At 64.8% G+C, this 26,276-nt stretch carries 26 protein-coding genes, 1 riboswitch and 1 other annotated feature; of the genes, 8 read left to right on the top strand and 18 right to left on the bottom strand.

The genetic code is table 11. The annotated features are described in order from the left end of the window. The first annotated feature begins 48 nt into the window (after positions 1-48). The 6 genes from ACVDHE_RS05620 (at position 49) to ACVDHE_RS05595 (ending at position 7,597) form a co-directional block, all read left to right on the top strand. Positions 49-531, top strand: a complete 483-nt coding sequence (locus tag ACVDHE_RS05620) for an RNA polymerase sigma factor (RefSeq protein ID WP_458885888.1) — start codon at positions 49-51, stop codon at positions 529-531. After that, on the top strand, positions 521-1,795 hold the full coding sequence (locus tag ACVDHE_RS05615) for a hypothetical protein (RefSeq protein ID WP_458885887.1): 1,275 nt from the start codon (positions 521-523) through the stop codon (positions 1,793-1,795). Before ACVDHE_RS05620 ends, ACVDHE_RS05615 begins: the two co-directional genes overlap by 11 nt. A gap of 39 nt (positions 1,796-1,834) precedes the next feature. Further along, positions 1,835-2,044: a binding site (T-box leader), on the top strand. A 57-nt stretch (positions 2,045-2,101) separates the two neighbouring features. Beyond that, positions 2,102-3,523, top strand: coding sequence for a glycine--tRNA ligase (locus tag ACVDHE_RS05610; protein ID WP_213037207.1), 1,422 nt, complete (start codon positions 2,102-2,104; stop codon positions 3,521-3,523). Positions 3,524-3,803: 280 nt separating this feature from the next. Next, on the top strand, positions 3,804-3,938 hold the full coding sequence (locus tag ACVDHE_RS05605; RefSeq protein WP_458885886.1) for a hypothetical protein: 135 nt from the start codon (positions 3,804-3,806) through the stop codon (positions 3,936-3,938). 65 nt (positions 3,939-4,003) lie between these two features. Beyond that, positions 4,004-5,974 carry an LTA synthase family protein gene (locus ACVDHE_RS05600; protein ID WP_458885885.1) on the top strand — a complete coding sequence of 657 codons (1,971 nt, stop codon included), beginning with the start codon at positions 4,004-4,006 and terminating at the stop codon, positions 5,972-5,974. A 201-nt stretch (positions 5,975-6,175) separates the two neighbouring features. Beyond that, positions 6,176-7,597 (top strand): NCS2 family permease, encoded by a 1,422-nt coding sequence (locus tag ACVDHE_RS05595; RefSeq protein ID WP_458885884.1) that lies wholly within the window; start codon positions 6,176-6,178, stop codon positions 7,595-7,597. Positions 7,598-7,823: 226 nt separating this feature from the next. Here ACVDHE_RS05595 and msrA read toward each other — a convergent pair whose 3' ends face one another. The 5 genes from msrA to ACVDHE_RS05570 form a co-directional block, all read right to left on the bottom strand. Then, positions 7,824-8,390 (bottom strand): peptide-methionine (S)-S-oxide reductase MsrA, encoded by a 567-nt coding sequence (msrA, locus tag ACVDHE_RS05590; protein ID WP_458885883.1) that lies wholly within the window; start codon positions 8,388-8,390, stop codon positions 7,824-7,826. A 10-nt stretch (positions 8,391-8,400) separates the two neighbouring features. Beyond that, the gene (locus ACVDHE_RS05585) at positions 8,401-8,706 is read right to left on the bottom strand and encodes a DUF6881 domain-containing protein (protein WP_458885882.1); all 306 of its coding nucleotides are present in this window, start codon (positions 8,704-8,706) and stop codon (positions 8,401-8,403) included. Between the two features lie 13 nt (positions 8,707-8,719). Then, on the bottom strand, positions 8,720-9,874 hold the full coding sequence (locus ACVDHE_RS05580; RefSeq protein WP_458885881.1) for an alanyl-tRNA editing protein: 1,155 nt from the start codon (positions 9,872-9,874) through the stop codon (positions 8,720-8,722). A gap of 19 nt (positions 9,875-9,893) precedes the next feature. Next, positions 9,894-10,778 carry a hypothetical protein gene (locus ACVDHE_RS05575; protein ID WP_458885880.1) on the bottom strand — a complete coding sequence of 295 codons (885 nt, stop codon included), beginning with the start codon at positions 10,776-10,778 and terminating at the stop codon, positions 9,894-9,896. A 71-nt stretch (positions 10,779-10,849) separates the two neighbouring features. Next, positions 10,850-12,046 (bottom strand): glycoside hydrolase family 3 N-terminal domain-containing protein, encoded by a 1,197-nt coding sequence (locus ACVDHE_RS05570; RefSeq protein ID WP_458885879.1) that lies wholly within the window; start codon positions 12,044-12,046, stop codon positions 10,850-10,852. A gap of 118 nt (positions 12,047-12,164) precedes the next feature. Further along, a riboswitch (SAM riboswitch) is annotated at positions 12,165-12,283 on the top strand. 45 nt (positions 12,284-12,328) lie between these two features. Here ACVDHE_RS05570 and ACVDHE_RS05565 point away from each other — a divergent pair. Beyond that, positions 12,329-12,604: a hypothetical protein gene (locus ACVDHE_RS05565; protein ID WP_458885878.1), complete on the top strand. Its 276-nt coding sequence runs from the start codon at positions 12,329-12,331 to the stop codon at positions 12,602-12,604. A 533-nt stretch (positions 12,605-13,137) separates the two neighbouring features. Here the strand turns inward: ACVDHE_RS05565 and ACVDHE_RS05560 are convergent. Next, the gene (locus tag ACVDHE_RS05560; protein WP_213037198.1) at positions 13,138-13,356 is read right to left on the bottom strand and encodes a helix-turn-helix domain-containing protein; all 219 of its coding nucleotides are present in this window, start codon (positions 13,354-13,356) and stop codon (positions 13,138-13,140) included. Between the two features lie 53 nt (positions 13,357-13,409). Here ACVDHE_RS05560 and ACVDHE_RS05555 point away from each other — a divergent pair, with 53 nt between their 5' ends. After that, entirely contained in the window at positions 13,410-13,580 is a 171-nt protein-coding gene (locus ACVDHE_RS05555) for a hypothetical protein (protein ID WP_213039945.1), read from the top strand. Positions 13,581-13,605: 25 nt separating this feature from the next. Here the strand turns inward: ACVDHE_RS05555 and aspS are convergent, their stop codons facing one another. The 12 genes from aspS to ACVDHE_RS05495 all read right to left on the bottom strand — a co-directional run bounded on the left by aspS (position 13,606) and on the right by ACVDHE_RS05495 (position 26,254). Then, positions 13,606-15,381, bottom strand: a complete 1,776-nt coding sequence (gene aspS / locus ACVDHE_RS05550; protein WP_458885877.1) for an aspartate--tRNA ligase — start codon at positions 15,379-15,381, stop codon at positions 13,606-13,608. Positions 15,382-15,431: 50 nt separating this feature from the next. Continuing rightward, a complete protein-coding gene (locus ACVDHE_RS05545) occupies positions 15,432-17,138 on the bottom strand; it encodes an S-layer homology domain-containing protein (protein WP_458885876.1) in 1,707 nt (568 codons plus the stop codon). Between the two features lie 411 nt (positions 17,139-17,549). Then, positions 17,550-18,905, bottom strand: coding sequence for a histidine--tRNA ligase (gene hisS / locus ACVDHE_RS05540; protein ID WP_418726040.1), 1,356 nt, complete (start codon positions 18,903-18,905; stop codon positions 17,550-17,552). Between the two features lie 310 nt (positions 18,906-19,215). After that, on the bottom strand, positions 19,216-19,629 hold the full coding sequence (locus ACVDHE_RS05535; protein ID WP_213037194.1) for a methylglyoxal synthase: 414 nt from the start codon (positions 19,627-19,629) through the stop codon (positions 19,216-19,218). A gap of 14 nt (positions 19,630-19,643) precedes the next feature. Continuing rightward, positions 19,644-20,393, bottom strand: coding sequence for a septum site-determining protein MinD (minD, locus tag ACVDHE_RS05530; protein ID WP_325224711.1), 750 nt, complete (start codon positions 20,391-20,393; stop codon positions 19,644-19,646). Between the two features lie 38 nt (positions 20,394-20,431). Further along, positions 20,432-21,136: a 16S rRNA (guanine(527)-N(7))-methyltransferase RsmG gene (rsmG, locus tag ACVDHE_RS05525; protein WP_325224709.1), complete on the bottom strand. Its 705-nt coding sequence runs from the start codon at positions 21,134-21,136 to the stop codon at positions 20,432-20,434. Further along, positions 21,136-21,534 carry a large-conductance mechanosensitive channel protein MscL gene (gene mscL / locus ACVDHE_RS05520; RefSeq protein ID WP_458885875.1) on the bottom strand — a complete coding sequence of 133 codons (399 nt, stop codon included), beginning with the start codon at positions 21,532-21,534 and terminating at the stop codon, positions 21,136-21,138. The genes rsmG and mscL overlap by 1 nt, the downstream gene beginning before the upstream one ends. 40 nt (positions 21,535-21,574) lie before the next feature. Beyond that, on the bottom strand, positions 21,575-22,555 hold the full coding sequence (locus ACVDHE_RS05515; protein ID WP_458885874.1) for an S-layer homology domain-containing protein: 981 nt from the start codon (positions 22,553-22,555) through the stop codon (positions 21,575-21,577). 96 nt (positions 22,556-22,651) lie between these two features. Beyond that, positions 22,652-23,956 carry a serine--tRNA ligase gene (gene serS, locus ACVDHE_RS05510; protein WP_458885873.1) on the bottom strand — a complete coding sequence of 435 codons (1,305 nt, stop codon included), beginning with the start codon at positions 23,954-23,956 and terminating at the stop codon, positions 22,652-22,654. Between the two features lie 80 nt (positions 23,957-24,036). Next, complete coding sequence (locus ACVDHE_RS05505) at positions 24,037-24,579, bottom strand: hypothetical protein (protein ID WP_458885872.1); 543 nt, start codon at positions 24,577-24,579, stop codon at positions 24,037-24,039. Positions 24,580-24,592: 13 nt separating this feature from the next. After that, positions 24,593-25,474 (bottom strand): ParB/RepB/Spo0J family partition protein, encoded by an 882-nt coding sequence (locus ACVDHE_RS05500; protein WP_213037188.1) that lies wholly within the window; start codon positions 25,472-25,474, stop codon positions 24,593-24,595. A gap of 21 nt (positions 25,475-25,495) precedes the next feature. Beyond that, the gene (locus tag ACVDHE_RS05495; RefSeq protein WP_213037187.1) at positions 25,496-26,254 is read right to left on the bottom strand and encodes a ParA family protein; all 759 of its coding nucleotides are present in this window, start codon (positions 26,252-26,254) and stop codon (positions 25,496-25,498) included. Positions 26,255-26,276 lie beyond the last annotated feature (22 nt).

Raw genomic sequence — 26,276 nt, 5'->3', positions numbered from 1 at the left:
GATCGTATGGAAAGTGAATGCATTCAATCATAGACGGGGAGGGAGCCCATGGAGCGAGCGATCTTTGAACAGGCTGTCCGGGAGCACCGGGATATGGTGTTTCGGGTGGCCCTCCACGTGACCGGGCAGCGCCAGGACGCGGAGGACGCGGTGCAGGAGGTGTTTCTCCGGCTCTATACCCGGGAGCGGGACTTTGAGACGCCGGAGCATCTGCGGCGCTGGCTGATCCGGGTGACGGTCAATCTGTGCAGGGATACCCTGAAAAGCCCCTGGCGCAAGCGGCGGGTGTATCTGGAACAGCTTCCGGAGCCGTCCTTTCACCAGGTGGAGCAGCGGGAGCTGTACCGGGAGGTCATGGCCCTGCCGGAGAAGTACCGGACGGTGCTGGATCTGTTCTACTGCGAGGAGCTGTCCACCCGGGAGATCGGGGAGGTGCTGGGGATCCGCCAGTCGGCGGTGACCACCCGGCTGACCCGGGCCCGGGAGCAGCTGGAAAAGCGGCTGAAGGAGGCATGGCGGGATGACGAATAAGGAATTTTATCAGGAGACCTTTTCCCAGCTCCGCTCCTCCTGTGACATTCGATGGGAGGATATGGAAATGCGGACGAGCAAACGGCACATCAGCAGACATCTGGTGACGCTGGCGGCGGTGATCGCCCTGATGGCGGTCCTGTCCGCGGCGGCGGTGGCGGCGGATCTGTTCGGCCTGCGGCGGATGCTGCTGCCCCAATGGGGACAGACGCTGAGCCTCAGCGGATACGCGGAGAGCCCGGAGAGCCGGGCCCTGGCGCAGTGGCGGACCTGGCTGACGGAGCAGGGCCTTGGCGCCGCGGCAGAGGACGGCGGGACGGACCCCTGGTTCCAGATCGATCAGATCTACACCCCGGAGATGGAGGAGGCTCTGACGGAGATCGCGGAGAAATACGGCCTGACCCTCCACCCGGCGGCGGTGGACGCCGCGGCTTTTCCGGGGGTCTTTGACGAGACCTTCCTGGGGGAGAACAACCGGGCCTATCACGTCCGGATCTGCGAGGACGGGACGTTCTTCTTTGACGGCGAATACGACCTCAGCGGCGGAGAGACCCTGTCCTACCAGTTTATCCGCTGCGTCCGCGGCAGCTTTACCGACGGACTGCTGGAGGTGGGAGACGTCTCCCGGTATCAGGAGTGGACCTATGAGACCGCCTGCGGCCGGACGGTGACCGCGGCGCTGGCAGAGGACCGGGGCGTGCTGATCGCGGACCTGGAGGACTGCCTGGTGACGGTCAATGTGCCCCGGGCGGAGCTGGAGAGGCAGGACCTGGAGGCCCTGGCAGACAGCATCGACTTTGGCCGCTTGACCCCCGTGACGGCGCCGGATCTCTCCGGCCGGGGAGCGGACACGCAGCTGAACACCGGCAGCGGGCTGGAGACCGGGGCCATCCGGACATTTGCGGCGGAGCTGCTGGACCTGCTGGAGCGGGACGACCGGGCGGCGGTGGCGGAGCGGTTTTCCTATCCCTGCACCGTGACCACGGCGGAGGGGGAGACCTTCCAGGCCGACACGGCCCAGGAGCTGCTGGACCGCTGGGACGAGGCCGTGGCGCCTATGACCGGAACTCTGAGCGAGGCCCTCATGGGCGGGGACTTCTTCTCCCACGACGGACTGGTGGGCACGGCGGACGGCGCGGTCTGGTTCGGCCTGACCGGGGACGGACAGATCCGTATTTTTACCCTCCAGACCCCCGAGGGGGCCGGAGTCCGTCCCGTCTCCCCCGGCAGCAGCGCCGGGCCGTCCCCGGCGCCGGAGGCTTGACATTCCGGCAAAAACATGGTACAGTACGCACGATACCCAACAAAAGCGCAACAGGGAACAGTATCCCGGTTTTGCCGGTCAAGAGAGAGGGCGGTCGGTGCGAGCCCTTCCGGAGGAGCGGGAGAAGGCCCCCTGGAGCTGCGGGGAGGAAATGCCCCGCCGGCGTCCGCCGTTACCGGAGAAGGAAGTGCGCATCAGCCAGATGCGAATTCAGGTGGGACCACGGACAATGCTTTGTTCGCCCTGAGCCGAAAACCGGCTCAGGGCGTTTTTTGTCGTTTTGGGCCAAGAATTTAGGAGGAAGCAATGAAGAACACCGAAAAGACCATGGAGAAGATCGTGGCCCTGTGCAAGGGCCGGGGCTTTATCTTCGCCGGCAGCGAGATCTACGGCGGCCTCGCCAACACCTGGGACTACGGCCCCCTGGGCGTGGAGCTGAAGAACAACGTCAAGAAGGCCTGGTGGAAGAAGTTCGTCCAGGAGAACCCCTACAACGTGGGGCTCGACGCCGCCATCCTCATGAACCCCCAGACCTGGGTGGCCTCCGGACACCTGGGCGGCTTCTCCGATCCCCTGATGGACTGCAAGGAGTGCAAGGAGCGCTTCCGGGCCGACAAGCTGATCGAGGACTGGGCCGGAGACAACGGCGTGGATCTGGGCAAGCCCATCGACGCCTTCTCCCAGGAGGAGATGAAGGACTTCATCGAGTCCCACAACATCCCCTGCCCCAGCTGCGGCAAGCACAACTTCACCGACATCCGGCAGTTCAACCTGATGTTCAAGACCTTCCAGGGCGTCACCGAGGACGCCAAGAACACCGTGTACCTGCGGCCTGAGACCGCCCAGGGCATCTTTGTCAACTTCCAGAACGTCCAGCGCACCACCCGCCGGAAGCTCCCCTTCGGCGTGTGCCAGATCGGCAAGAGCTTCCGCAACGAGATCACCCCGGGCAACTTCACCTTCCGCACCCGGGAATTTGAGCAGATGGAGCTGGAGTTCTTCTGCAAGCCCGGCACCGACCTGGAGTGGTTCCAGTACTGGCGCTCCTTCTGCAAGGACTGGCTGCTGGGATTGAATATGCGGGAGGAGGACCTGCGCCTGCGGGACCACAGCCCCGAGGAGCTGTGCTTCTACTCCAAGGGCACCACGGACTTTGAGTTCATGTTCCCCTTCGGCTGGGGCGAGCTGTGGGGCGTGGCGGACCGCACCGACTACGACCTGACCCAGCACCAGAACACCTCCGGCAAGGATATGACCTACTTCGACCAGGAGACCAACGAGCGGTATATCCCCTACGTGGTGGAGCCCTCCCTGGGCGCCGACCGCGTCACCCTGGCCTTCCTGATCGAGGCCTACGACGAGGAGGTCGTGGACCCGGCCAAGAACGACGTGCGCACCGTCATGCACTTCCACCCGGCTCTGGCCCCCTTCAAGTGCGCCGTGCTGCCCCTTAGCAAGAAGCTCGCCGACAAGGCCCGGGAGGTCCAGGCGGAGCTTTCCAAGGAGTGGATGGTGGACTACGACGACACCGGCTCCATCGGCAAGCGCTACCGCCGCCAGGACGAGATCGGTACGCCCTACTGCGTCACCGTGGACTTCGACACCGTGGGCGACGCCGAGAAGGCCGGCGACGACTGCGTCACCGTCCGGGACCGGGACACCATGGAGCAGGTCCGCATGCCCATCAGTGAACTGAAGGCGTATCTGGCCGAGAAGCTGGCCTATTAAACACAGACCGGCCCTGCTCCATATCGCCGCGGAAGCGGCGTCCAAGCGTTTTGCCCGTGGGGCAAAACCTTGATGCCGGGCGGATTCACTCCGCCCGAGCAGATAAAATAGGACGGGGTCCCCATGAAACAGCGTTTCATGGGGAGGCAGGTCCGCATGCCCATCAGTGAACTGAAGGCGTATCTGGCCGAGAAGCTGGCCTATTAAACACAGACCGGCCCTGCTCCATATCGCCGCGGAAGCGGCGTCCAAGTGTTTTGCCCGTGGGGGCAAAACCTTGATGCCGGGCGGATTCACTCCGCCCGAGCAGATAAAATGGGACGGGGCCCTCATGAAACAGCGTTTCATGGGGAGGCAGGTCCGCATGTCCATCAGCGAGCTGAAGGCGTATCTGGCCGAGAAGCTGGCCTATTGATCTAACGGTAAAAAAATTTGGGCCGCGGAGGAGTTCCGCGGCCCAAATGGCGAAGCGGGGAGAACATGAAGAAGCGACTCTTACAAACAAAGCGGGTTCCAAGGACCCTGGGTCCGGTGTGGCTGCGGTGGGTATTGTTCGCGGCGGCGTCCGGGTGCATGGGCCTGGGTGCGGCTGTGGCAGTCCAGTGGGTGGTCACCGGGTCCCTCTCCATCGTGTGGGAGTGGTTTATGAAGTGGCCCGCCTATCTGCTGCTGACAGCGGTTGGCCTGGGAACCGTCACCGCGGCCCTGGGCGCCCTGCTGGGACGGCTGTGGATCGCTGGGGCCCTGGTGGGCGCCGTGTCCCTGATTTTGTCCCTGGTGGACTACTTCAAAAACGCCATCAACGGTACGCCTCTCTCCCTGGCGGACTTCGGCCTCGCCGCCCAGCTGGGCCAGGTGGCCGGGGTGGCCGGAGAGCTGAAGCCCCCTGTGGATTTCTGGATGGCCCTGGTGGCCGTGGGCATCTGCGTGGGACTGCTGGCCATGACCGCGCCCATCATCCGCATCTCCGGCCGGGGCCGATTCGCGGCTTTTGCCCTGGCGTTTTCAGCGGCGGTGGGATTGTGCACGCCCGCCGGGGCCGCCCGGGCGGCGGAGGGCTTCGGTGTGGACATCGTCACCCGCCTGGACACCACCTCCAGCCACGACACCTACGGCCTTGTGCTGAGCCTGTGGCGGGACGCCTTCCTCCAGGCCAAGGAGAGCCCGGAGGACTACGGCGAGGAGTACATGGCCGCCGTGCTGGACCGGATCGATGAGATCCTGCTGGCGGACGCGGAAAATGAAGAGACGCCGGAGACGGCGCCCAACATCATCATGGTGCTCTCCGAGTCCTTCTTCGACCTGACGAGGCTGCCGGACCTGACCTATGAGCGGGACCCGCTGGAGAACTTCCACGCCCTGGAGGCCGAGAGCATCAGCGGTGATTTCCACAGCCACTACCTGGGCTACGGCACCGGATATATTGAGATGTCCATGCTCTACGGCGTCAACAGTCTGGATTTTGGCCCCGGCACCAACATCTGCTTTTTGGAGGACGACCTCTATGAGCGGTTCGACTCCCTGACAGAGCAGTATACCGGCGGCGGGGACTACCGGGCGGAGCTGCTCCACGGCTATGACGACAGCCTCTACAACCGCACTGTCACCTACCCGCTGCTGGGATTTTCCAATCTGCTGTTCTCCGCGGACATCCAGCAGCTGGGCTTCGACTGGCAGGGCGGCGTCTACGGCGGCTACTACATGAAGGACAGCTACTTCTTCGCCGCCATGCTGGACCGGATGGCGGACATCAACGCCGCCGGGCAGCGGGCCTTCCTCTACGGCATCACTATGGAGAACCACCAGCCCTTCGACGCGGAGAAGTTCGGCTACGAGTGCCAGATCGGCGTGGAGAGCCAGACCCTCAGCGACGAGGACATGGCCATCGTGCGGGTCATGCTGGAGGGCATCACCCGGGCGGACCAGGCCCTGGGCCAGCTGACCGACGCCCTGCGGAATTCTCCGGAGCCCACCATCGTGGTGTTCTTCGGGGATCACCGGCCCAACCTTTTCATGACCGACGGGGACACGGTGTATACCAAGCTGGGCCTGTGCCCGGAAAACGACACCACGGAGTGGACGGCGGAGCAGATCTGTGACCTCTACTCCACGGATTATCTCATCTGGGCCAACGACGCGGCCCTCCTGAACGGCCGGGCCGGCACCCGGCGCGACAGCAGCATCACCGCCATCGGCCCCCAGCTGCTGGAGCTGACCGGACAGCCCATCTCCCGGTACTGGGCCCTGCTGGACAAGGTCAGCAAGGCGTGCCTGACCAACACGGAGCTGTACTTCGTGGACGGGGAGGGGGAGCCCTCTCTGTCCGGGGAGGAGGCGGATCTGTCAGAGCAGGACCGGGAGCTGCTGGCCCTGCGGGACGCCGTACTCTACGACGCCCTGTACGGCAAGCAGTACATCACCGCCGCCATGAATGAGCCGGCGGGCACGTGACATGTAAAAAGCCGCGCGGAGTTTTCCGCGCGGTCTTTTTTGCCGCCGGATGTCTGCTGGGGGGAGACAGACAGGTAAAAGCGTTATTCTTTTGAGAGAATATTGCAAAATAACCAAATATCGGCTATGATGTAAAGACAGGATTTGTCCACATATACAAAGGTTGACCAATCTGCATTGAGAAAAAAGAGGGAGTAAAACATGGAAAAGATCTTTCAGCTGCAAAAGAACGGCACCACCGTCCGCACAGAGATCCTGGCAGGCCTGACCACCTTCATGACCATGGCGTACATCATCGCACTCAACCCCAACCTTCTCACCAACTTCGACACCGGCTCCGCCCTTTGGAACGGCGTGTTCCTGGCCACCTGCATCGCCTCGGCCCTGGCTATGTTCTGCATGGCGTTCCTGGCCAACAAGCCCTTTGCCCTGGCCCCCGGCATGGGCCTCAACAGCTTCTTCGCCGTGGTGGCGTCCAACATCGCCGCCCTGACTGGCATGAGCTATGTGGCCTCCTTCCAGGCGGCCCTGGTCATCATTCTGCTGGAGGGCATCGTGTTTCTGATCCTCTCCGTGCTGAACATCCGCGAGAAGATCGTGGAGGCCATTCCTCTGGGCGTGCGCCTGGGCATTGCCCCGGCCATCGGCCTTATGCTGATGAACATTGGCCTGGGGTCCAACGTGGGCGTGTACTCCGAGACCGGCGGCCCCTTCTACGTGATGCGGGACTTCTTCGGCGCCCTGACGCCCAGCGTGGCGCAGACCACCATGGGCAGCGGCTACTCCACCATGGTGCTGACCGTGGTGACCATGTTCATCGGCCTGTTTGTCATCGTGATCCTGGCCAAGAAGGGCGTCAAGGCGGCCGTGCTGCTGGGCATGCTGGTGGCGTCCATCATCTACTGGATCGGTGACTTCGTGGTGCTGGGCGTGAATCCCTTTGCGTCCCTGGCCACCGCCTCCTTCGTGCCGCCCTTCGCCGACATGATGGAGACCACCTTCTTCAAGTTCAACTTTGAGGGCTTTTTGCAGATCGGCTGGTTCACCGCCGTGACGCTGATCATCACCTTCTGCATGATCGATATGTTCGACACCATCGGCACCCTGGTGGGCACCGCCTCCCGGGCCGGCATGGTGGATAAGGACGGCAACATGCCCAACATGAAGGAGGCCCTGATCTCCGACGCCATCGGCACCGTGGCCGGCGCCTGCACCGGCACCTCCACCGTCACCACCTTCGTGGAGTCCGCCTCCGGCGTGGAGGCCGGCGGCCGCACGGGCCTCACCGCCCTGACCACCGGCGTGCTGTTCCTGGCCTGCATCTTCATCGCCCCCATCGCCGCCATCATCCCCGCGGCGGCCACCTCTGCGGCGCTGATCTATGTGGGCGTGCTGATGCTGATGGGATTGAAGAACGTCAACTTCGACGACCTGGATCAGATGGTCCCCGTGTCCCTCATGCTGATCGCCATGCCCATCTCCAGCTCCATCGGCCACGCCATCGGCATCGGCCTGATCTCCTACACCGTCATCAAGGTCTTTACCGGCAAGGCCAAGGACGTCTCCGTCCTGACCTATGTGATCTCCGCGCTGTTCCTGGTGAAGTTCTTCCTGATCGTGTGAGTATGTCGCAAAAGGCCCTTGGGCCTTTTGCGATAGAGGGCTGCATGACGGACGGGGTTCGATTTCTTTGGAAATTGTCACCCCATCCGTCATGAGAAGTGTCATTTCCGAGGCGCATGTCCTCGGAAATGACGGTATTGGATTGGATTCCGCCGTCTGCGGACGGCGGAACTCTGCGAGGCTTTTTCCACAGCAAAAGGCGCGGCCCATTGGGCCGCGCCTTATTTTATCCGTCCATGAACTGGGCAAGCAGCTGCCGGGCCGGGCGGGTGTAGTTCTCCCGCCGGAAGGGATAGGCGGCCACCGCTGCCCGCCGGACCGGGGAGATGTGGCAGTAGCCCCGGGGGTGCTTTTCCAGGTACCGCTGGTGATATTCCTCCGCCGGGAAGAAGTTCTCCAGGGGCTTGAGCTCCACGGCGAAAAAGGGCACCGCCGCCGCCTCCAGGGCCGCGGCGGCCCGGACGGCGGCCTCCTGGTCCGGGTGGGTCCAGTAGATGCCGCTCTGGTACTGGGTGCCGATGTCGGCCCCCTGGCGGTTGGGCAGTTCCACGTCCACCACGGCGAAAAAGGCGAAGAGCAGCGCCTCCAGGCAGGTGCGGGAGGGGTCCCAGGTCACCTCCACCGCCTCCCGGAAGCCGGTGATGCCGGTGCAGACGGAGTCGTAGTTGGCGTGGTCCGGGCTGTCGCCGTTGGCGTAGCCGCAGCGGACGCCGGTGACGCCGGGCAGGGCGCGGTACAGGGCCTCCATGCCCCAGAAGCAGCCGCCCGCAAGGAAGATGCTGTGTTGGTCCATGGCGCCGCCCTCAGAAGAACATGCCCATGAAGCCGTCGGGCCGCTCCGCCGCCTGGTCCCAGACCTCCCGGAAGATCCCCGGGGCGATGGTCCGGGCGGTCACCTGGCCCGGGACGTTCAGCTCCCGGATGTCGTCGGGGAAGGGGGTGGGGTTCAGCGCCTCCTCCCGGCCGTGCTCGTCGCCGTAGGCGAACCACAGCCCGCCGGGGTACAGCTCCACCCGCCGGGTCTCCCTGTTCTCCCGGTCCAGCTCCGAGTACACCCGCTGAGCCTCGTCCTCCTGGGGCTCCGCGTATTCCAGCATGATATAGCGCATGGGTCTCCACCTTTCAGTCCAAATTGTTGAAAAAAGCCCGGATCGACGCCTCGTCCGCCTGGACACTGCCCTGGGCGAAGCCGCCTCGGCCGCCGCCCCGGCCTTGGAGGGCCCCGTTCAGGGCCTTCACCAGCGGGGCGATGTCGGCGCCGTCGGCGCGGAGCAGGGCGTAGTTCCGGTGTCCGTCCTCCCCGGCAAACACCGCCGCAAGGCCCGTGCAGGCGTGGCCCAGGGCGTCTGCCAGACGGCGCACGCTGTCGGGCCGCAGGGCCGGCTGGAACACCAGGGCGTCTGTTTCCCCGGCGTGCTCGGCGGCGATGCGGCGGAAGAGCTGGTCCTCCATGGCGGCCTCCCGGGCCTTCAGGGCCGCCTGCTCCTCCTCCAGCCGCTCCAGGGCGGGGAGGATGGCGTCGGGCTTTACGCTGAGATGCTGGCCCACGGACCGGGCCTGGTCGTAGACGCGGCCGAGATAGGCAAGGGCCCGCCCGCCGCAGAGGATCTCCATGCGGACGCCCTCCCGGAACTTCTGGCAGGAGAGGACTTTCACAAGCCCCACCTGTCCGGCGCGCAGCACGTGGGTGCCGCAGCAGGCGCAGCAGTCCGCCGCCGGGAAGGTGACGATGCGGACCTGGCCCGTCAGGGCCTTTTTGCTGCGGTAGTCCAGCTCCTCCAGCTCCGCCGGGGAGGGGAACGTGATCTCCACGGGGGCGTCGGCCCAGATCACCTCGTTGGCCTTCCGCTCGGCGTCCAGGGCCTGCTCCCAGGTGATGTCGGCGTTGTAGTCGATGGTCACCGTGTCGGCCCCCAGGTGGAAGCCCACGTTGTCGCAGTGGTAGTCATGGCAGAGGATGCCGGAGAGGATGTGCTCCCCGGAGTGCTGCTGCATGTGGTCGAACCGCCGGGCCCAGTCGATGGCGCCGGTCACATTTTCGCCAATTTCCACCGCCTTTTCGACAGTGTGGACAACGACGCCGTCCTTTTCGTGGACATCGGTGACGGCGGCGCCGTTCAGCGTGCCGTGGTCGGCCGGCTGGCCGCCGCCCTCGGGGTAGAAGGCGGTCCGGTTCAGCGTCACCAGATACCCGCCTTTGCCCGGCTCACAGGTCAGGACCGTGGCGGTGAATGTCCGCATAAAGGCGTCGGCGTAGTATAGCTTTTCCGTTTCCATGTGGAAAACTCCCTTTCGTTTACAGGATGGATTGGATGAAGGTCCAGACCGGCTCGATGGCGAGGAGGCCCAGCACGGCGGAGAAGAGGTTGGCCAAAAAGCCGTAAGCGGCGGAGCGGGACCGGGGCTGTCCCCGCAGCAGCAGGGCGTAGGCGGCCATCTCCGCCGGGAAGATTACCAGCTCCGCCGGGAGAAGGGCCAGGACGGACCAGGCGCCCAGGCCGTGGAGCAAACAGGTGCGGGCGGTCCAGAGAGCGAGCCCGCCCTGGGTCACCAGGTTTACCAGCAAAAATACCAGCCAGTTCCGCCTCTGCCGCCCGAAGCCGAATAGCGCCAGCAAAAGGCCCTCGATGACCAGCGTGGTCAAAAGGGTGGTGAGCAGCTGCACGGCGTAGGCCCTCCATACCGGCGGCACCGTCACGGTTTTCGCCCCATAGTCCACAGTGACGGAGGACTGGAGACTGGTCCGCTCCAGCACGTCCGAGACCCAAGTGCTGCCGTCCTCTTCGGCGATGAGGATGCGGTAGGTATCCGGCACGCCCAGGTAGCTGAAGGTGTGGAGCCGGAGGCCCTCACCGGCGTCCTCCCCCATGAGATCGCCCCAGATGGGGGCGCCGTTGGTGTGGTCCAGGGTGCAGGCGTGCCAGCCCTCCGGCACGGCGGAGAGCAGAGCCTCCGTCAGAGCCGGGTCCAGGGGCTGGTCCTCGTCCTCCCGGCGGCTGTTGTCATAAGAGGCGCCGCCGGCCATGTCGGGCTCCAGCAGGTCCAGGTAGTAAAGCCCCTCCGGGGCGTTGGCCACCTTCACCGTCAGCATGGGCTTGGGCCCCGTGTCCGCCAGGGCGGTGACGGTCAAAAGGCACGCGGCCAGGGCCGCCAGGGTCAGTGTCCGCAGTTTGCGTTTCATGGGGACCTCCTTTTCGTCTGGTTTTCAACAGCAGGTTTCAAAACAGGGACGAAAAACAGGGGGTTCCGCTTTCACAGCAGGCCCAGCGCTTGTTTCCAGGTCAGCACCCGGCGGCAGGCGGTGTCGATGGTGTCCATGGAGAGGGTGCCGTTTTCCACCGCCTCCAGGACCTTGGGGATCTGGGTGCGGTAGTCGGTGGTGATAATGAGATCATTCCCGGCCTCCAGGGCCATCACTGCCACGGCGCCGTCCTGGGCGTAGGCGGCCACGGCGTCCATGGCCAGGTCGTCGGTCATGGCCACGCCGGTAAAGCCCAGCTCCTCCCGGAGCAGGTCATGGACCGCCGGGGACAGGGAGGCGGGCAGGTCCGGGTCCACGGCCGCCATGATGTTGTGGCTCACCAGCACGGCGGTGGTGCCCGCCCCGGCCTCGATGCCGGCGGCGAAGGGCAGGAAGTCGCTCTGGCGGAAGGTCTCCAGGCTCCGCTGGTCCAGGGCGATGCCGGTGTGGGTGTCGGCGTTGCTGCCGTAGCCGGGGAAGTGCTTGAGGACGCTGCCGATCCCGCTCTCCCGCATGGCGGTGACCACCTGCGCCACATAGTCCGCCGTGGCGGCGGCATCCTGTCCCAGAGCCCGGTCGTAGATGAAGTCGGCGGGGTCGGTGGACACATCCGCCACCGGGGCCAGGTTCACGTTGATGCCCAGGGCCAGCAGGGCGCTGCTTTTCTCCCAGGCGTCCTCGGAGAAGATGCTGCCGTGCTCCGTGGCCTGGGCCGCCAGCTTCTGGGGCGAGGAGAAGGGCTTTTCGAAGAGATTGGGGTTCCGGCTGGCCCGGGTGACGGTACCGCCCTCCTCGTCGGAGCCGATCAGCAGGGGAATGCCGGTGTCGGCCGCGGCGGCGTCCTGGTAGCTCTGGACGGCGGCAGTGAACTGCTCTCTGGTGAGCCAGGCGCCGGCAGCGTCCTGGAAATCCCGGCCAAAGAGGACGTAGCCGCCCAGGTGGTAGGCGCTCACATCCTCCGCGGCGCCGCTGTCAGGACAGCGGACGAAGAACAGCTGCCCCACCTTCTGATCCAACGTCAAGGAGGCCAGCAGGTCCTCGATCTCCGCCGCCGCCAGCTCCTCCGGCGTGGGCTCCGGCTCGGGGACCTCCGGCTCCTCGGCGGCGGGCGGCGCCTCCGGCGCCTGCTCCGGCTCATCGGAAGAGGCGCAGGCGGTCAGAGACAGCAGGGACAGCGCGGCCAGGGCCGCGGCGAAAAGGCGTTTCATGGGACGCACCTCCCGGGAAAGTTTTCACCAGTATACCATGATTGGCGGGGAAACTCCACCGTCTCTTTTGGAGGGGCCATTTCTCTTGCGGACCGCGCCGCCCCGTGGTACAATCGTCCTACCATAGAGAGTGCGCGAGAGACAAGCTCGTTGACCGCACAGCAACCTGCCGGGAGGTAAGGTGCTAAGGCTTGATCGATGGGACGAACCGATTCCGCGCCCATCGGACGATGGGGGCGATTTTTTCGCGCTTTCTGTGGAAATTCAGGAGGTGCGAACCATATGAAAACCGATCTTTACGTCACCTGTGCCACAGACCGGGAGCAGCTGGAACTGCTGGACCTGCTCCGCCGCCGGGGCTATCGCTTCCCCGGCGGGAGGCCCCTGCCCGGGGACGACCTGCCCCGCCGGGACGGACGGCCCGACCGGCTGCCCTGGGCCCTGGACACGGTCCGCAGGGAGGCGGCCCACACCAGCGCCGCCGCGGTCGGATATCTCAGCCGCCTGCGGGGCCTGTCCCCGGCGCCCTTTTCCCGTCTGGACCGGGAGGCGCTGTGAGGCCCGGATCGGCCCGCGGGAGGGGCCCCCTCATCCGTCATTTTCTGCGCAAATGCCACCTTCCCCCCCGGGGGAAGGCTTTCAGATGCCGGGAAAGCGGCGGGCGGATCAGGATCCGCCCCTACGGTCTGAGGGGGCACCCACAGTGACCGCCGCGGCAGCGCGCAGCAGCTGCGCAGCCGTAGGCAGCTCTGCTGCCTTACGGATGCGGCGTACCCCTTGCGGGTAAAGCGGAAAGCGCGGGAGTAGAAATACGCCAATTCGGTTTCGCTCCCCGTCTACCCACCTAGGGCTGCTATGCGGGGACCAGCCTCTTCGGCTGTCAGAGTGCGGCGCAGGGACGACGGGGCCGCCGGCGCCCGCCGGGCCGACTCGCACGACTCCCGTGCACACGAACAGGAGGACCCGGAAACGGGTCCTCCTGTTCGTCAAAGCGGTTTTCTCTTCCACCGGGCGCGGCGCATTCTCTTTTGTCAAGACAAAAGAGAATGGGGGGCGCATCCTCCGCGGGGACCCGCGCCCCCGGCGGGATGTCAGTTCTTTCTGGGATAAGGAGCGGCCTCGTCGGTCAGCCCCGCCAGGTAGTCCATGCTGGTCTCCAGCGCCAGGGCGATCCGCCGGCACTGTTCAAAGGTCATGTTCCGTTTCCCGGTCTCGATCTTGGAGTAGTCGCTCTGATCGATGCCGGTGAGCATCTGCATCTTCACCTGGGAGTATTTCCTCTCCTTTCGGAGCTTCCGCATGGGGGTCATACCATCACCTCAAGGAAATTATGCCCGTATGACCTATTGAAAATAGGGTGATTTTGACCTATTATGAAAGCGGAGGTGATGGAATGCCCGATTATAAGGAACTCTATTTACAGCTGATGCGGGCCACGGAGAAATCCATACGGATTTTGGTGGAGGCGCAGCAAAGCTGTGAAGAAGAAATTCTGCGGGAAGCGGACCAAGAACAAAAAGAGAGCCGGACGTAATGTCCGGCTCTCCTTGTTTTGCTGTTTACTCCTGGGGCTTCACCAGGGCGATATGCAGCTCGTCCAACTGCTTCTGGGTGACGGCGGACGGCGCGTCCATCATCACGTCCTGGGCGTTCTTGTTCATGGGGAAGGGGATGATCTCCCGGATGGAGTCCTCGCCGGCCAGCAGCATGACCATCCGGTCCACGCCCGGGGCGATGCCCGCGTGGGGCGGCGCGCCGTAGGTGAAGGCGTTGTACATGGCGGGGAACTTGGCCTTCACGTCGGCCTCGCCGAGACGCACCATCTCAAAGGCCTTGATCATGATTTCCGGGTCGTGGTTCCGCACGGCGCCGGAGGAGAGCTCCACGCCGTTGCACACCAGGTCGTACTGGTCGGCGGTGATGGTCAGGGGGTCGATCTCGCCCCGCTCGGCCTTCAGCAGCACCTCCAGCCCGCCGGAGGGCATGGAGAAGGGGTTGTGGCAGAACTCCAGCTCGCCGCTCTCCTCGCCGATCTCGTACATGGGGAAGTCCACGATCCAGCAGAAGGCGTACTGCTCCTTGTCCATGTGGCCGGGAACGGCGGCGCCCAGGGTCTTGACCAGCACGCCGGCGGTCTTTTGGGCCTGGCTCAGCTTGCCGGCGGAGAGAGCCACGAAGTCATTGGGCTTCAGGTTCAGGGCGGACACCACGGCGTCCTTGATGGGGGCGACGAACTTGGCGATACCGCCCACGATCTCGCCGTTCTCGTCCAGGCGGAACCAGTAGGGCTTGCCGCCGGAGACGACCTCCACATCCGCCAGGGTCTTGTCGATGAACTTGCGGGTCTCGTGGAAGTCGCTGACCACCACGGCCTTGACCCGGCTGCCCTCAAAGGGACCGAAGCCGCAGCCGGAGAGGACCTCCGTTGCGTCCTGCACGGTCAGGTCGATGCGCAGGTCCGGCTTGTCGGAGCCGTATTTCTCCATGGCCTCGGTGTAGGGGATGCGCAGGAAGGGGGCGCCGCTGGCCCGGTCGTACTTGCCGTACTTGGCGAAGATGGGCGGCAGCACGTCCTCCAGCACGGCGAACACGTCGTCCTGGGAGGCGAAGGCCATCTCCATATCCAGCTGATAGAACTCGCCGGGGGAGCGGTCCGCCCGGGCGTCCTCGTCCCGGAAGCAGGGGGCGATCTGGAAATAGCGGTCGAAGCCGGAGGTCATCAGCAGCTGCTTGAACTGCTGGGGGGCCTGGGGCAGGGCGTAGAACTTGCCGGGGTGGTTCCGGGCGGGCACCAGGTAGTCCCGGGCGCCCTCGGGAGAGGAGGCGGTGAGGATGGGGGTGGTAATCTCCAGGAAGCCGTGCTCCGTCATGGCCTGGCGCAGGGCGGAGACCACGTTGCAGCGCAGGATGATGTTCTTCTTGACCTCCGGGTTCCGCAGGTCCAGGTAGCGGTATTTCAGCCGCTGGGCCTCGTCGGCCTCCCGGCTGCGGTTGATCTGGAAGGGCAGCTCGTTGTGGACGCAGCGGCCCAGGACCTCCACCTTGGCGGGAACGATCTCAATGTCGCCGGTGGCCATCTTGCTGGACTTGCTGTCCCGCTCCCGGACGGTGCCCTCCACGGAGATGGTGGACTCCTTGTTGATGGCCTTGAAGGTGTTCACCATCTCCTCGGTCTCCGCCACCACCTGGGTGGTGCCGTAGAAGTCCCGGACCACCACGAAGGCCAGGGCGGCGCTGACGGTCCGGACGTTCTCCATCCAGCCGACGATCTTCACCTGCTTGCCGGCGTCGGAAAGGCGCAGCTCTCCGCAGGTATGGGTACGATTCTGCATCATGGTCGAAATTTCCTTTCTATCTGTTGAAACTGAGAAGTTTGTGCGCTTGGTTATTCAGACAGTGCCTGGGCGATGGCCGCCACGTCCAGGGCCTCACAGGCGGGGGAGAGCACGGCCTTGGCCGCCTCCGCCCACTGGGTCAGCTGGGCCTGGGCCGCCAGGGAGCCCACGGTGTCCATCAGGTCGGCGTCCTCCGCCGGGTCCAGCTTGATGACCACCATGTAGCAGTTCTCCTCCTCCAGCACCGGGGAGACCCGGCCCACAGGCAGGGCCTTCAGGGTCTGGAAATTGCTGTTGGACAGGGCGCTGATGGGCAGCAGCTCCGGGGCGGTGGCGTAATCCTCGCTGTATTTCCAGATGAGGAACTCCAGATACTCCGGGTCGTCCAGGTGGGCGGAGAGCTTCTGCCGGACCTCCTCAGCGGCGGCCTTGGCCTCCGCGTCGCTGGCGTGGTAGCCCTCCTCGCCCCGGTAGATGGTCACATACTGGCCGTAGAGGTAGCCCTCGTCGGCCAGGAGGCTGCTGAGCTCAGAAGAGGCCAGGTGGCTCTGGACCGAGAGGTTCTCCCCCAGGGCCGCGGCGGTCAGGATCTCCCGGGCAAAGTCCGCGGAGAAGCCGTAGGGGGCGCCGTAGGCCTCCAGGTCCTCTTCGATCTGGGTCTTCTGCTGGGCGGTGAGGGGGTACTGGCTCTGGCGGCTCATCAGCGCCGCCAGCTCCTCCGCGTCCGCCCGGGTGTCCTGGAGGACCTTCTGGGCCGGGGTCATGCCGCCCTTGTCCGGAGCATCCCAGTCCACCGGGGCGCTGACGTCGATGCCGTGGACCTCCAGGAGGTAGTCGGCGAAGTCCCCGTCGAAGTCCTCGTCCATCCAGTAGTCCTCATAGTATTCCTGGTAGGTGTCGTAATAGCCGTAGGCCTGCTCCGCCTCCATGGCCGAGATGTTCAGCGCCAGGAAGTAGAGATAGGCTTCGGCGGTGATGTCGTAGCCGTCCGCCGTCAGCATCACCGTGTCGGGTTCCACGCCCAGGATCTCCCGGGCGTAGCTGGGCACCGTCAGGGTGAAGGACATCCGTTTGGCCGGGTCCGCGATCCGGGCCAGCATGGCCGCCGCCTGGCCCCGGTTGATAAGGTCCAGGCCGTTGAAGGTGCCTTCGCTGTCGCTGCCGGTGAGGATGCCCGCCCGGTAGAAGCGGAGGATGTCGCTGTCGGAGGTGTCCGGCAGGGAGTCGATGTCGTTGATGGGGGCCAGGGCCTCCTCCGGCAGCACCGCCGCCAGATACCACACGAAGTCATATCGGTCGCAGGGCTCATCCGCGCGGAAGTCCAGATATGTGAGATCGTCCAGCAGATACGCCGCCGCCTCGCCGTCGCTCTCCTCCACGGAGGCGGTCAGGGCGTCCACGGCGGGCTGATACCAGGCCTCGCCGGAGGCCGCGGGGCCCAGGTCGCCGTTTCCGCCGGCAAGCAGGTCCTGGAGCCGGGCGGCGATCACGGTGATCTGAGCGTAGGTCAGGCTGCCCTGGATGTCGAAGCGGGTGTCGGTCCTGCCGTTCATCAGGCCGGTCTCATAGACGGCGATGGCCTCCTCCCGGCACCAGGCGCCCTCCAGGTCCGCGAACTGACCGGTGTAGGTCCGGGCATCCGGCAGCAGCGGCTGCGTCTCCGCCGCGGCGGCGGGGAGGGTCAGGGACAGGGCCAGGACCAGAGCCAGGAAAAGGGCGGTCCAGCGGGGCTTGGCGCGGGTGTGTGTTGTGAACATGACCATGCTTCCTTTCCTATCATGTCTCCCATTTGGGAGCGGTGTCCGTCAGAACTTCCACAGGGGGAAGGGGAGTCCGGCAGCCGCTGGTCCACGGCGGACAGGCCCGGCTCTTTTCTGCCTGCGGAGCCTGAAAGGGGCGCTGCAACAGCGCCAGGGGCAGCAGGGAACACAGGGATCCGAGGCCCGCGATGGGCTCCTACGATATTCCAGTGCGGAATATTTTTATCATAAATTGCAAATAGGACTTATCCTTTCTGTCCGGCGGTGCCGGTGTCCGTACTGCCAGAGAGATGAAAAGTAGGCCGATCAATAACAATTTGTTTATTTACAATCAGATTATACGATTTGTAAAGATTTACGGAGCCTGCTCTGCGCCCCGCCGCCGGATATGCGGGGCCGCCTCCCGGATCACTCCAGGATGACAGCGCCCTTCTCCCGCTCGGCCAGGCCCGCCTTGATGCGGTAGACCGTGGCGGCGGGGGAGAGCTTGGTCTGCTCGCCGGTGGCCATGTCCTTGCAGGCGGCCACGCCCTGGGAGATCTCGTCCTCGCCCAGGAAGATCACGTAGGGGATGCCCAGCTTGTCGGCGTAGGAGATCTTCTGCTTGAACTTCTTGTCCTCGCAGTGGAGCTGGGTGCGGATGCCGTTCTCCCGCAGAAGGGTGGCGAGAGAAATGGCGGCGGACAGGTCCTCCGTCATGGGCAGGATCAGCACGTCCGCCGGGGCGGTGGGCAGGTCCGGGTTCAGCATGCCCTGCTCGCCCAGGACGTAGAACAGGCGGGTCAGGCCGATGGAGATGCCGGCGCCGGGCAGCTGGCGGTCGGTGTAGTATTCGGCCAGGTTGTCGTACCGGCCGCCGGAGCAGACGGAGCCGATCTCCGGGTGGTCCAGCAGCGTGGTCTCGTAGACGGTGCCGGTGTAGTAGTCCAGACCCCGGGCGATGGTCAGGTCCACGGCGAAGTTCTCCGCCGGGACGCCGAAGTCGGCAAGGTAGCATGTGACGGTTTTCAGCTCGCTGAGCCCCTGGTCAAAGGTCTCGTTGCGGCCCTGGTAGCCCTCCAGGGCGGAGAGGACCTCGGCGTTGGTGCCGGTGATGGCGATGAACCGGAGGATCTCCCCGGCCTGGGCCTCGGTGAGGCCGCAGTCCTCCACCAGAATGGTCCGCACCTTCTCGGGGCCGATCTTGTCCAGCTTGTCCACGGTGCGCATGATGTCGCCGGACCGCTCGGTCAGGCCCTCCATGGCGTAGAAGCCGTTCAAGATCTTGCGGTTGTTGACCCGGATCTGGAAGCGTCTCAGGCCCAGGGCGGAGAATGTCTTGTAGATGATGGCGGGGATCTCCGCCTCGTTGACGATGGAGAGCTTGCCGTCGCCGATAATGTCGATGTCGGCCTGGTAGAACTCCCGGAACCGGCCCCGCTGGGCCCGCTCGCCCCGGTAGACCTTGCCGATCTGGTAGCGGCGGAAGGGGAAGGTCAGGTCGTTGTAGTGCAGGGCCACGTACTTGGCCAGGGGGACCGTCAGGTCGAACCGCAGGCTCAGGTCCGCGTCGCCCTTGGTGAAGCGGTAGATCTGCTTTTCCGTCTCACCGCCGCCCTTGGCCAGCAGCACCTCACTGGACTCGATGACCGGGGTGTCCAGGGGGGTGAAGCCGTAGAGGGAGTAGGTGCGGCGGAGGATCTCCATGATGCGCTCCATCTGCTGCTGGGGCGCCGGCAGCAGCTCCATAAAGCCGGACAGGGTCCGGGGGGTCATTTTCGCCATGATGCAATGTCTCCTTTATCTCGTAAACAGTGGTCCCGGACCGCCGCCCGGGGAAAAATAAACGCTCTCGTCCCCTCGGTTTGGGACGAGAGCGAATCTTTCGCTTCGTGGTGCCACCCAAATTCAAGGCCCCGCAGGGCCTCCTTTTGCCTCCTTTGGTACGGGGAGGGTGCCGTGGGCGTCTCCGCCCCCGCTCCGCCGCTGTCCTTCCTCCAGTCCGGCCGGGGCGCTCTCAGCGCCGCGCCCCTCTCTGTGGGGCCGGGAAGTTGGAGTACTGCTGCGGCATCCGCGCGGATGTCAGGGAAGGTGCTCAGGCGATGGGCTTGGTGGAGGGGTTGACGATGCACCGCCAGTCCAGATCGCCCCGGGCCAGGCCCAGCACCAGCATCTCCGCCGTGGCGATGTTGCTGGCGAAGGGGATGTTGTTCTGGTCGCACAGGCGGGAGATATAGGACACGTCCCCGGCCATAGCCTCGTTGGTGGGATCGTTGAAGAACAGCACCATATCGAACTCATTGTAGGCGATCCGGGCGCCGATCTGCTGGCTGCCGCCGTGGGCATAGGACAAAAAGCAGTGGACGCTGAGGCCCGTGGCGTCGGCCACCATGTGGCCGGTGGTGTTGGTGGCGTACAGGTGATGCCGGGAGAGAATGCCGGCGTAAGCGGTGCAGAACTGCACCATCAAGTCCTTCTTATTGTCATGAGACATCAGGGCAATATTCATGCAGGGGCTCCTTTCTATCTGATCCGCAGCAGAGGGACCCGCTCCCCCTGGATGCGCTTGGCGATATTTTGATAGGCTGCCGCGGCGGGAGAGCCGCCGGCCAGCAGCAATGGCGTGCCGCGTTCCAGGCACAGGGGCAGGGCGTCGTCCTCCGGCACCACCCCCAGCAGGGGCAGGCCCGCCTTGTCAATGGCGTCGTCAATGGTGGCGTGGAGCTGGCGCATCATCTTCTGCCGGACCCGGTTCACCACCAGATGCAGCGCCCCGGCGGGGAAGCGGTGGAGCTCCATGACGGTCCGCTGGGCGTCCCGCAGGGAGGAGGCGTCCGGATTGGTGACCACCACGGCCCGGTCCGCGCCATACACCGCCAGCTGAAAGCCGCTCCCCAGGCCCGCCGGCGCGTCCAGCAGGCAGTAGTCGTATCGCTTCCGGATCTCCGCCAGCAGGTCCGCCATCTGGGTCTCCGTCACCGGACGGCCCTGGATGCGGACCGGTGCCGTCAGCAGGTGGAGCCCCGGTACCCGGGGGTGCTCCGCCACGGCGTCGTCCAGAGAGCAGCGGCCCTGGATCACGTCGGAGAAATCCATCAGAGCCCGGTCACTGAGCCCCAGGGCCAGATCCAGGTTCCGCAGGGCCGTGTCGCAGTCCAGACACAACACCCGCTGCTTGCGCAGCGCCAGAGCGGTCCCCACCCCGGCGGCGAAGGAGGTCTTGCCGGTGCCGCCCTTGCCGGACACCACGGCGATGCACTGTCCCAGCCGCATGGCGGCACCCTCCTCTCAAACTTTCTTCGTATTTTCTATTATAAGGGATTCTTCTTGATCTTTGCAAATATTCTGGGGTATTTTTCCGGGGTTTTTCGGATTTTTTTTATGATGACCAAACGGTGGCGCACGTCGGTGCCGGGGAGGCAATAGTCCCGCAGGGCCTCCACCCGGCCGCCCAGGGTCTCCAGGGCCCGTTTGGCCTCCGCCAGCTCCGCCTCGCTGTCCACGGATTTCATGGCCAGGAAGGCACCGCCTACCTTTACCAGGGGCAGGCACAGCTCTGCCAGGACCGGCAGGGCCGCCACCGCCCGGGAGGTGACCAGATCAAAGGACTCTCGCCGGTCGGCGGCGAATTCCTCTGCCCGGCCGTGGACGCATTCCACGTCCGCGAGGCCCAGCTCGGCGCACACCGTCTCCAGGAACCGCACCCGCTTGCCCTGGGCGTCCAGCAGCGTCAGGCGGATAGAGGGCTCGGCGATCTTCAGCGGCAGGCCGGGAAAGCCCGCGCCGGTGCCCACATCCGCCACGGATTTCTCTTTGAAATCCGTCAGCGTCAGCAATGCCGCGCTGTCCAGAAAGTGCAGCGCCGCCACGTCCGCCGGATCGGTGATGGCGGTGAGGTTCATGACCTGGTTGGTCTCCAGCAGCAGCGCTCCGTACCGGGCCATGGCCGGTGCCGCCGTCTCCGGCAGCCCCAGGTCGCCAAGACCCCGGCGCAGCAGGACTTCCATCTCGTCCATCAGGTTTTCTCCTTCAGAAGGTCCCGGATCTCCGTCAGCAGCACTTCCTCATTGCTGGGCTTGGGCGGCGCCGGAGGCGCGGCCTCCTTCTTGCGGTGGAGGCTGTTGACCGCTTTCACCAGGCAGAACACGGCGAAGGCCATGATGAGGAAGTTTAGCACGGCGTTGAGGAAGCTGCCCACCATCACCTCGCCGCCGGGGACGGTGAAGGACAGGTTGGACAGGGCGCTGTTGCCGCCGGCGAAGATGCCCAGGACGGGGTTGATGATGTCGTTCACCAGGGAGCTGGTGATGGCGCTGAAGGCGCCGCCGATGATGACGCCCACCGCCAGGTCCAGGACGTTGCCCCGGGCGATGAACTGCTTGAATTCTGCAATAAAGCCTTTGCTTTTGGACATAAATCGATTACCTTTCCTTTGTGTTGCGTCCGTTGGACCCTCAGCCCTCCGCGGACACCCGCTGAGCGGGGTCCAGCAGCCGGGCCAGGATCACGGCGAACTGGGCCCGGGTCAGCGTGCCCTTGCCGTTGAAGGTGCCCTGGTCGTCCGTGCCGGTCAGGATCCCCGCCTGATAGAGGGCGGTTACATCCGCCCGGTCTGTATCCGCCGGGACGGCGCTGCTGAGGGGGGCGAGCAGATCCTCTCCCGCGATGAGGGCCATGACCGCCGCCGCATCGTAGCGGGTGGCCTGCTCCGTCAGCGTGTCCGGCAGGGCGGCGTCCATGGCGCCGGGGAGGCTGCGCAGATAGCAGTCTCCGCTCCAGTACCAGGCGCCGGCGCTGGCGCCGTCGCTGTCGGAGAAGGTGTTGATCCGGACCATGGGGTCGTGGGCGCCGTAGTCCGCCTCCTGGATGTGGTAGCGGTACATATAGAAGAGGGGATCGTAGCTGTTGCCCCGGTCCTGGTTGGCCCGGAAGATGAGGCTCCCGTCCACCGTCACTGTGACATAGGCGGGGGACTTGCCGTCCAGATAGTCCCCGGCCAGCGTGATAATGAAGTCGCCCCGGGGGATGGCCGCGCCGCCCAGGCCTGTATTGTTGACCTGAACGAAGGAGGCGGCGTCATAGACAGTGCCGTCCGGCAGGGTGATGGACACGGCGCCGGTGTCCGCCGCTACGGCGGGCAGGTCGCCGGTGTTTCCCTCCAGCCGCCACTTTACCCGGGCGGCCAGCACCTCCAGCTGGGCATTGGTGAGCCCCGCCTGGGGGGAGAAGGCGGTGTCGGAGGTGCCGTTAAAGACGCCGGTCTCATAGCACAGCTTCACGGCGTCCGCGTACCACGCCCCGGCCGGAATGTCGGAAAAGGGGGTGTAGGTCCGCTCCGCCGCCAGGAGGGGAGCGGCTGTATCCGCTGCGGCGCAAGGGATTGCCAGCATGGACAGGAATACAGCCGATAAAATGGCGCAAAGGGTACGCTTCATGGTCCCGACCTCCTTGTATTGGCTGGAAACGGGTTTCACTATTTGTATTCTATTATTAAAATAATACGATTTGTATTACATCAAGCGGCTGGGGTCTTATTTTTTGGGCACCAGCTTCTCCGTGCCGCCCATGTAGGGCCGCAGGACCTCGGGGATGACCACGGTGCCGTCGGCCTGGAGGTTGTTCTCCAGGAAGGCGATCAGCATGCGGGGCGGAGCCACGCAGGTGTTGTTGAGGGTGTGGCACAGCTGCATCTTGCCGTTCTCATCCTTGTAGCGGATCCGCAGGCGCCGGGCCTGGGCGTCGCCCAGGTTGGAGCAGGAGCAGACCTCAAAGAACTTCTGCTGGCGGGGAGACCAGGCCTCGATGTCGCAGGACTTGACCTTCAGGTCCGCCAGGTCGCCGGAGCAGCACTCCAGCTGCCGCACGGGAATATCCAGGGAGCGGAACAGCTCCACGGAGTAGCGCCACAGCTTCTCATACCAGTCCTTGGACTCCTCGGGCTTGCAGACCACGATCATCTCCTGCTTCTCAAACTGGTGGATGCGGTAGACGCCCCGCTCCTCGATGCCATGGGCTCCTTTCTCCTTGCGGAAGCAGGGGGAGTAAGAGGTCAGGGTCTGGGGCAGGCTCTCCACCGGCAGGATCTGGTCGATGAACCGGCCGATCATGGAGTGCTCGGACGTGCCGATCAGATACAGGTCCTCGCCCTCGATCTTGTACATCATGCCCTCCATGTCGGTCTGGGACATGACGCCCTCCACCACGTTGCCGTGGATCATGAAGGGGGGGATGCAGTAGGTGAAGCCCTTGTTGATCATAAAGTCCCGGCCGTAGGCCAGCACGGCCTCATGGAGCCGGGCGATGTCGCCCAGCAGATAGTAGAAGCCGTTGCCGGAGACCCGGCCGGCGGCGTCCAGGTCGATGCCGCCGAAGGACTCCATGATCTCGGTGTGATAGGGGATGGGGAAGTCGGGCACCTTGGCCTCGCCGAAGCGCTCCACCTCCACGTTGCAGGAGTCGTCGGGGCCCAGGGGCACGGAGTCGTCGATCATCTGGGGGATCAGCAGCATATCCTTGTGCAGAGCCGCCTCCAGCTCCGTCTCCTGCTTCTCCAGCTCCGCCAGGCGGTCCGCCTGCTCCTTGACCTGGGCCTTCACGGCCTCGGCCTCCGCCAGCTTGCTGGGATCCTTCTTGGCCTGGCCCATCAGCATGCCGATCTGCTTGGAGAGGGTGTTGCGGTTGGAGCGCAGCTGGTCGGCCTCGGCAATGGCGGCGCGGCGCTTGGCATCTAGTTCGATGACCTCGTCCACCAGGGGCAGCCTGGCGTCCTGGAACTTTTTCTTGATATTTTCCTTGACAGCGTCGGGATTCTCCCGGATAAATCGAATATCCAGCATGGTATTCTCTCTCCTCTGATCTGAAATAAAGTCGTGTTTCACGTGAAACATGACGGATGTGCATTGCTGCGGGGCGATCCTCAGCCCGCCTGGCCCTCCACAGCCTGGCGCAGTTCCTCGAACCGCTGGGCGGGGGAGGTGACCCCCTCCTCCGGTGCCTCATTGGACAAAAGCCGGTCATAGCCGGCGCTCTCCATCTCCCCGATGGTGGCGCGGCAGGCCTCCAGATCCCCGGCGGCGTACTGCTGCTGCAGGGTGTACAGTCCCAGCAGCGCCTGCTCCCGGGCCTGGGCATCGTCCAGCTCCTGCTGGAGATCCTGCTCGGTTTCCTTCAGGTCCTGCTGATCCTCCTGGACCTGGGCCAGCTCCTCCTGGAGCTCAATGATCTTCTCCTGAGTGGCCTGGACCTCCTGCATGGCGGTGACGGAGTGCTGCAATTCTCCCAGCGCCTCCGTGTTGCTGCGCTGATGCATGAAAAAGGACAGCGCCATCAGCAAAAAGGCCGCGATAAAGAGAATCATGATATAGACCACGACGGGCTTTTTTCCGGTGGGCGCCGTCTCCGGCTGCCGATCGGGATTGGGCTCGCCCTGCCCGTCGCTGCGTTTTTCCAGTTTCATCATGCTTTGGTTCCTTTCAGGGGTTGGAGTTCCGCTTCTTCATCCGCAGGAGAGCCAAGGCCTCCAGCAGATCGTTCAGGTCGTCCATCCCGTAGTATTCCAGCTCAATACGGCCCTTTTTCCGGCCGGTGACGATCCGGACGCCCCGGCCCAGCCGGGAGCTCAGGTCCTTCTGGGCCTCGGCGGTGTAGTCCGGGCCATCCGGAGCCGGTTTCGGCTCCTTTTTCTCAGCGGACAGGCGCTTGACCAGGGCCTCGGTCTGCCGCACGGACAGCCCGCCGCTGACCACTGCCTCCGCGGCCCGCTCCTGAAGAGCAGGGGAGAGGGGCACCAGGGCCCGGGCGTGGCCGGCGGAGAGCTTGCCCTCCTCCACCAGCTTGGCCACCGGCGCGCTCAGAGACAGCAGCCGCAGGGCGTTGGCCACGGCGCTGCGGGACTTGCCCACCTGGGCGGCGGCCTCCTCCTGGGTCATGTGATAGGTGTCGATCAGCACCTGGAAGCCGGCGGCCTCCTCCATGGGGTTCAGGTCCTCCCGCTGGAGGTTCTCGATCATGGCCAGCTCGGCGGCCTTGCGGTCGTCGGCCTCCACCACCACCACGGGCACCTCCCGCAGGCCGGCCAGTCTTGCGGCCCGCCAGCGGCGCTCGCCGGCGATGATCTGATAGTAGCCGGAGGCCAGCTTCCGGACGGTCAGGGGCTGGATGATGCCGTGGAGGCGGATGGACTCCGCCAGCTCCGCCAGGGCGGCCTCGTCAAAATACTTCCGGGGCTGGGCGGAATAACTCTCCACCTGGGAGATGTCCACATACAGACTGCCGGCGGCCTCGCTTTTCAGCGCCTCGTCGCCCAGCAGCGCGCCCAGGCCGCGGCCCAGGCCGGAGGGTTTTTTGGATGCCATACGCACCCTCCTTTCCAAAGATCAGCCCTTTTGCCGCTTCAAAAATTCCGCGGCAAAGGCGGTGTACGCCTCGGCGCCCCGGGAGGAGCGGTCGTAGGCGGTGATGGGTTTTCCGTGGCTGGGGGCCTCGCTGAGGCGGACATTCCGGGGGATCACCGTGGCGTAGACCTTGCCGGGGAAGTAGTGCTTGACCTCCTCCGCCACCTGCAGCGCCAGATTGGTGCGGCCGTCAAACATGGTCAGCAGCACGCCCTCCAGCTCCAGCTTGGGGTTGAGGGAGCGGCGCACGATGCGCACCGTGTTCATCAGGTCGCTGAGGCCCTCCAGGGCGTAGTATTCCCCCTGAACCGGCACTAAAATCGCGTCAGCGGCGCAAAGCGCGTTCAGCGTCAGCAGCTCCAGGGAGGGCGGGCAGTCAATGAGGATGAAATCGTAGTCCTCACGCAGCTGGTCCAGGGCATCCCGCAGCAAAAACTCCCGCTTGTCCATGCCGATCAGCTCGATTCCGGCGCCGGCCAGGGCCTTGTTGGAAGGAAGCACATCCCCGAAACGGGTGCGCGCCACAGCCTCCCGGGCCTGGATCTCGCCGATGAGGACCTGATAGACACCCTTGGAAACGGTTTTGTCCACGCCCATGCCGGAGGTGGAGTTGGCCTGGGGATCAAAGTCGCACAGCAGCACCTTCTGCCCGGCTTCCGTCAAGGTGGCGGCCAGGTTCACGCAGGTGGTAGTCTTGCCGACGCCGCCCTTTTGATTGACGATTGCAATGGTTTTTGCCAAAGGGACACCTACTTTCTCAAAT

This window comes from Dysosmobacter sp. Phy (assembly GCF_054476235.1).
Note: the sequence above shows the minus strand (reverse complement) of the source record. Positions and strands in the feature narration are given on the sequence as shown.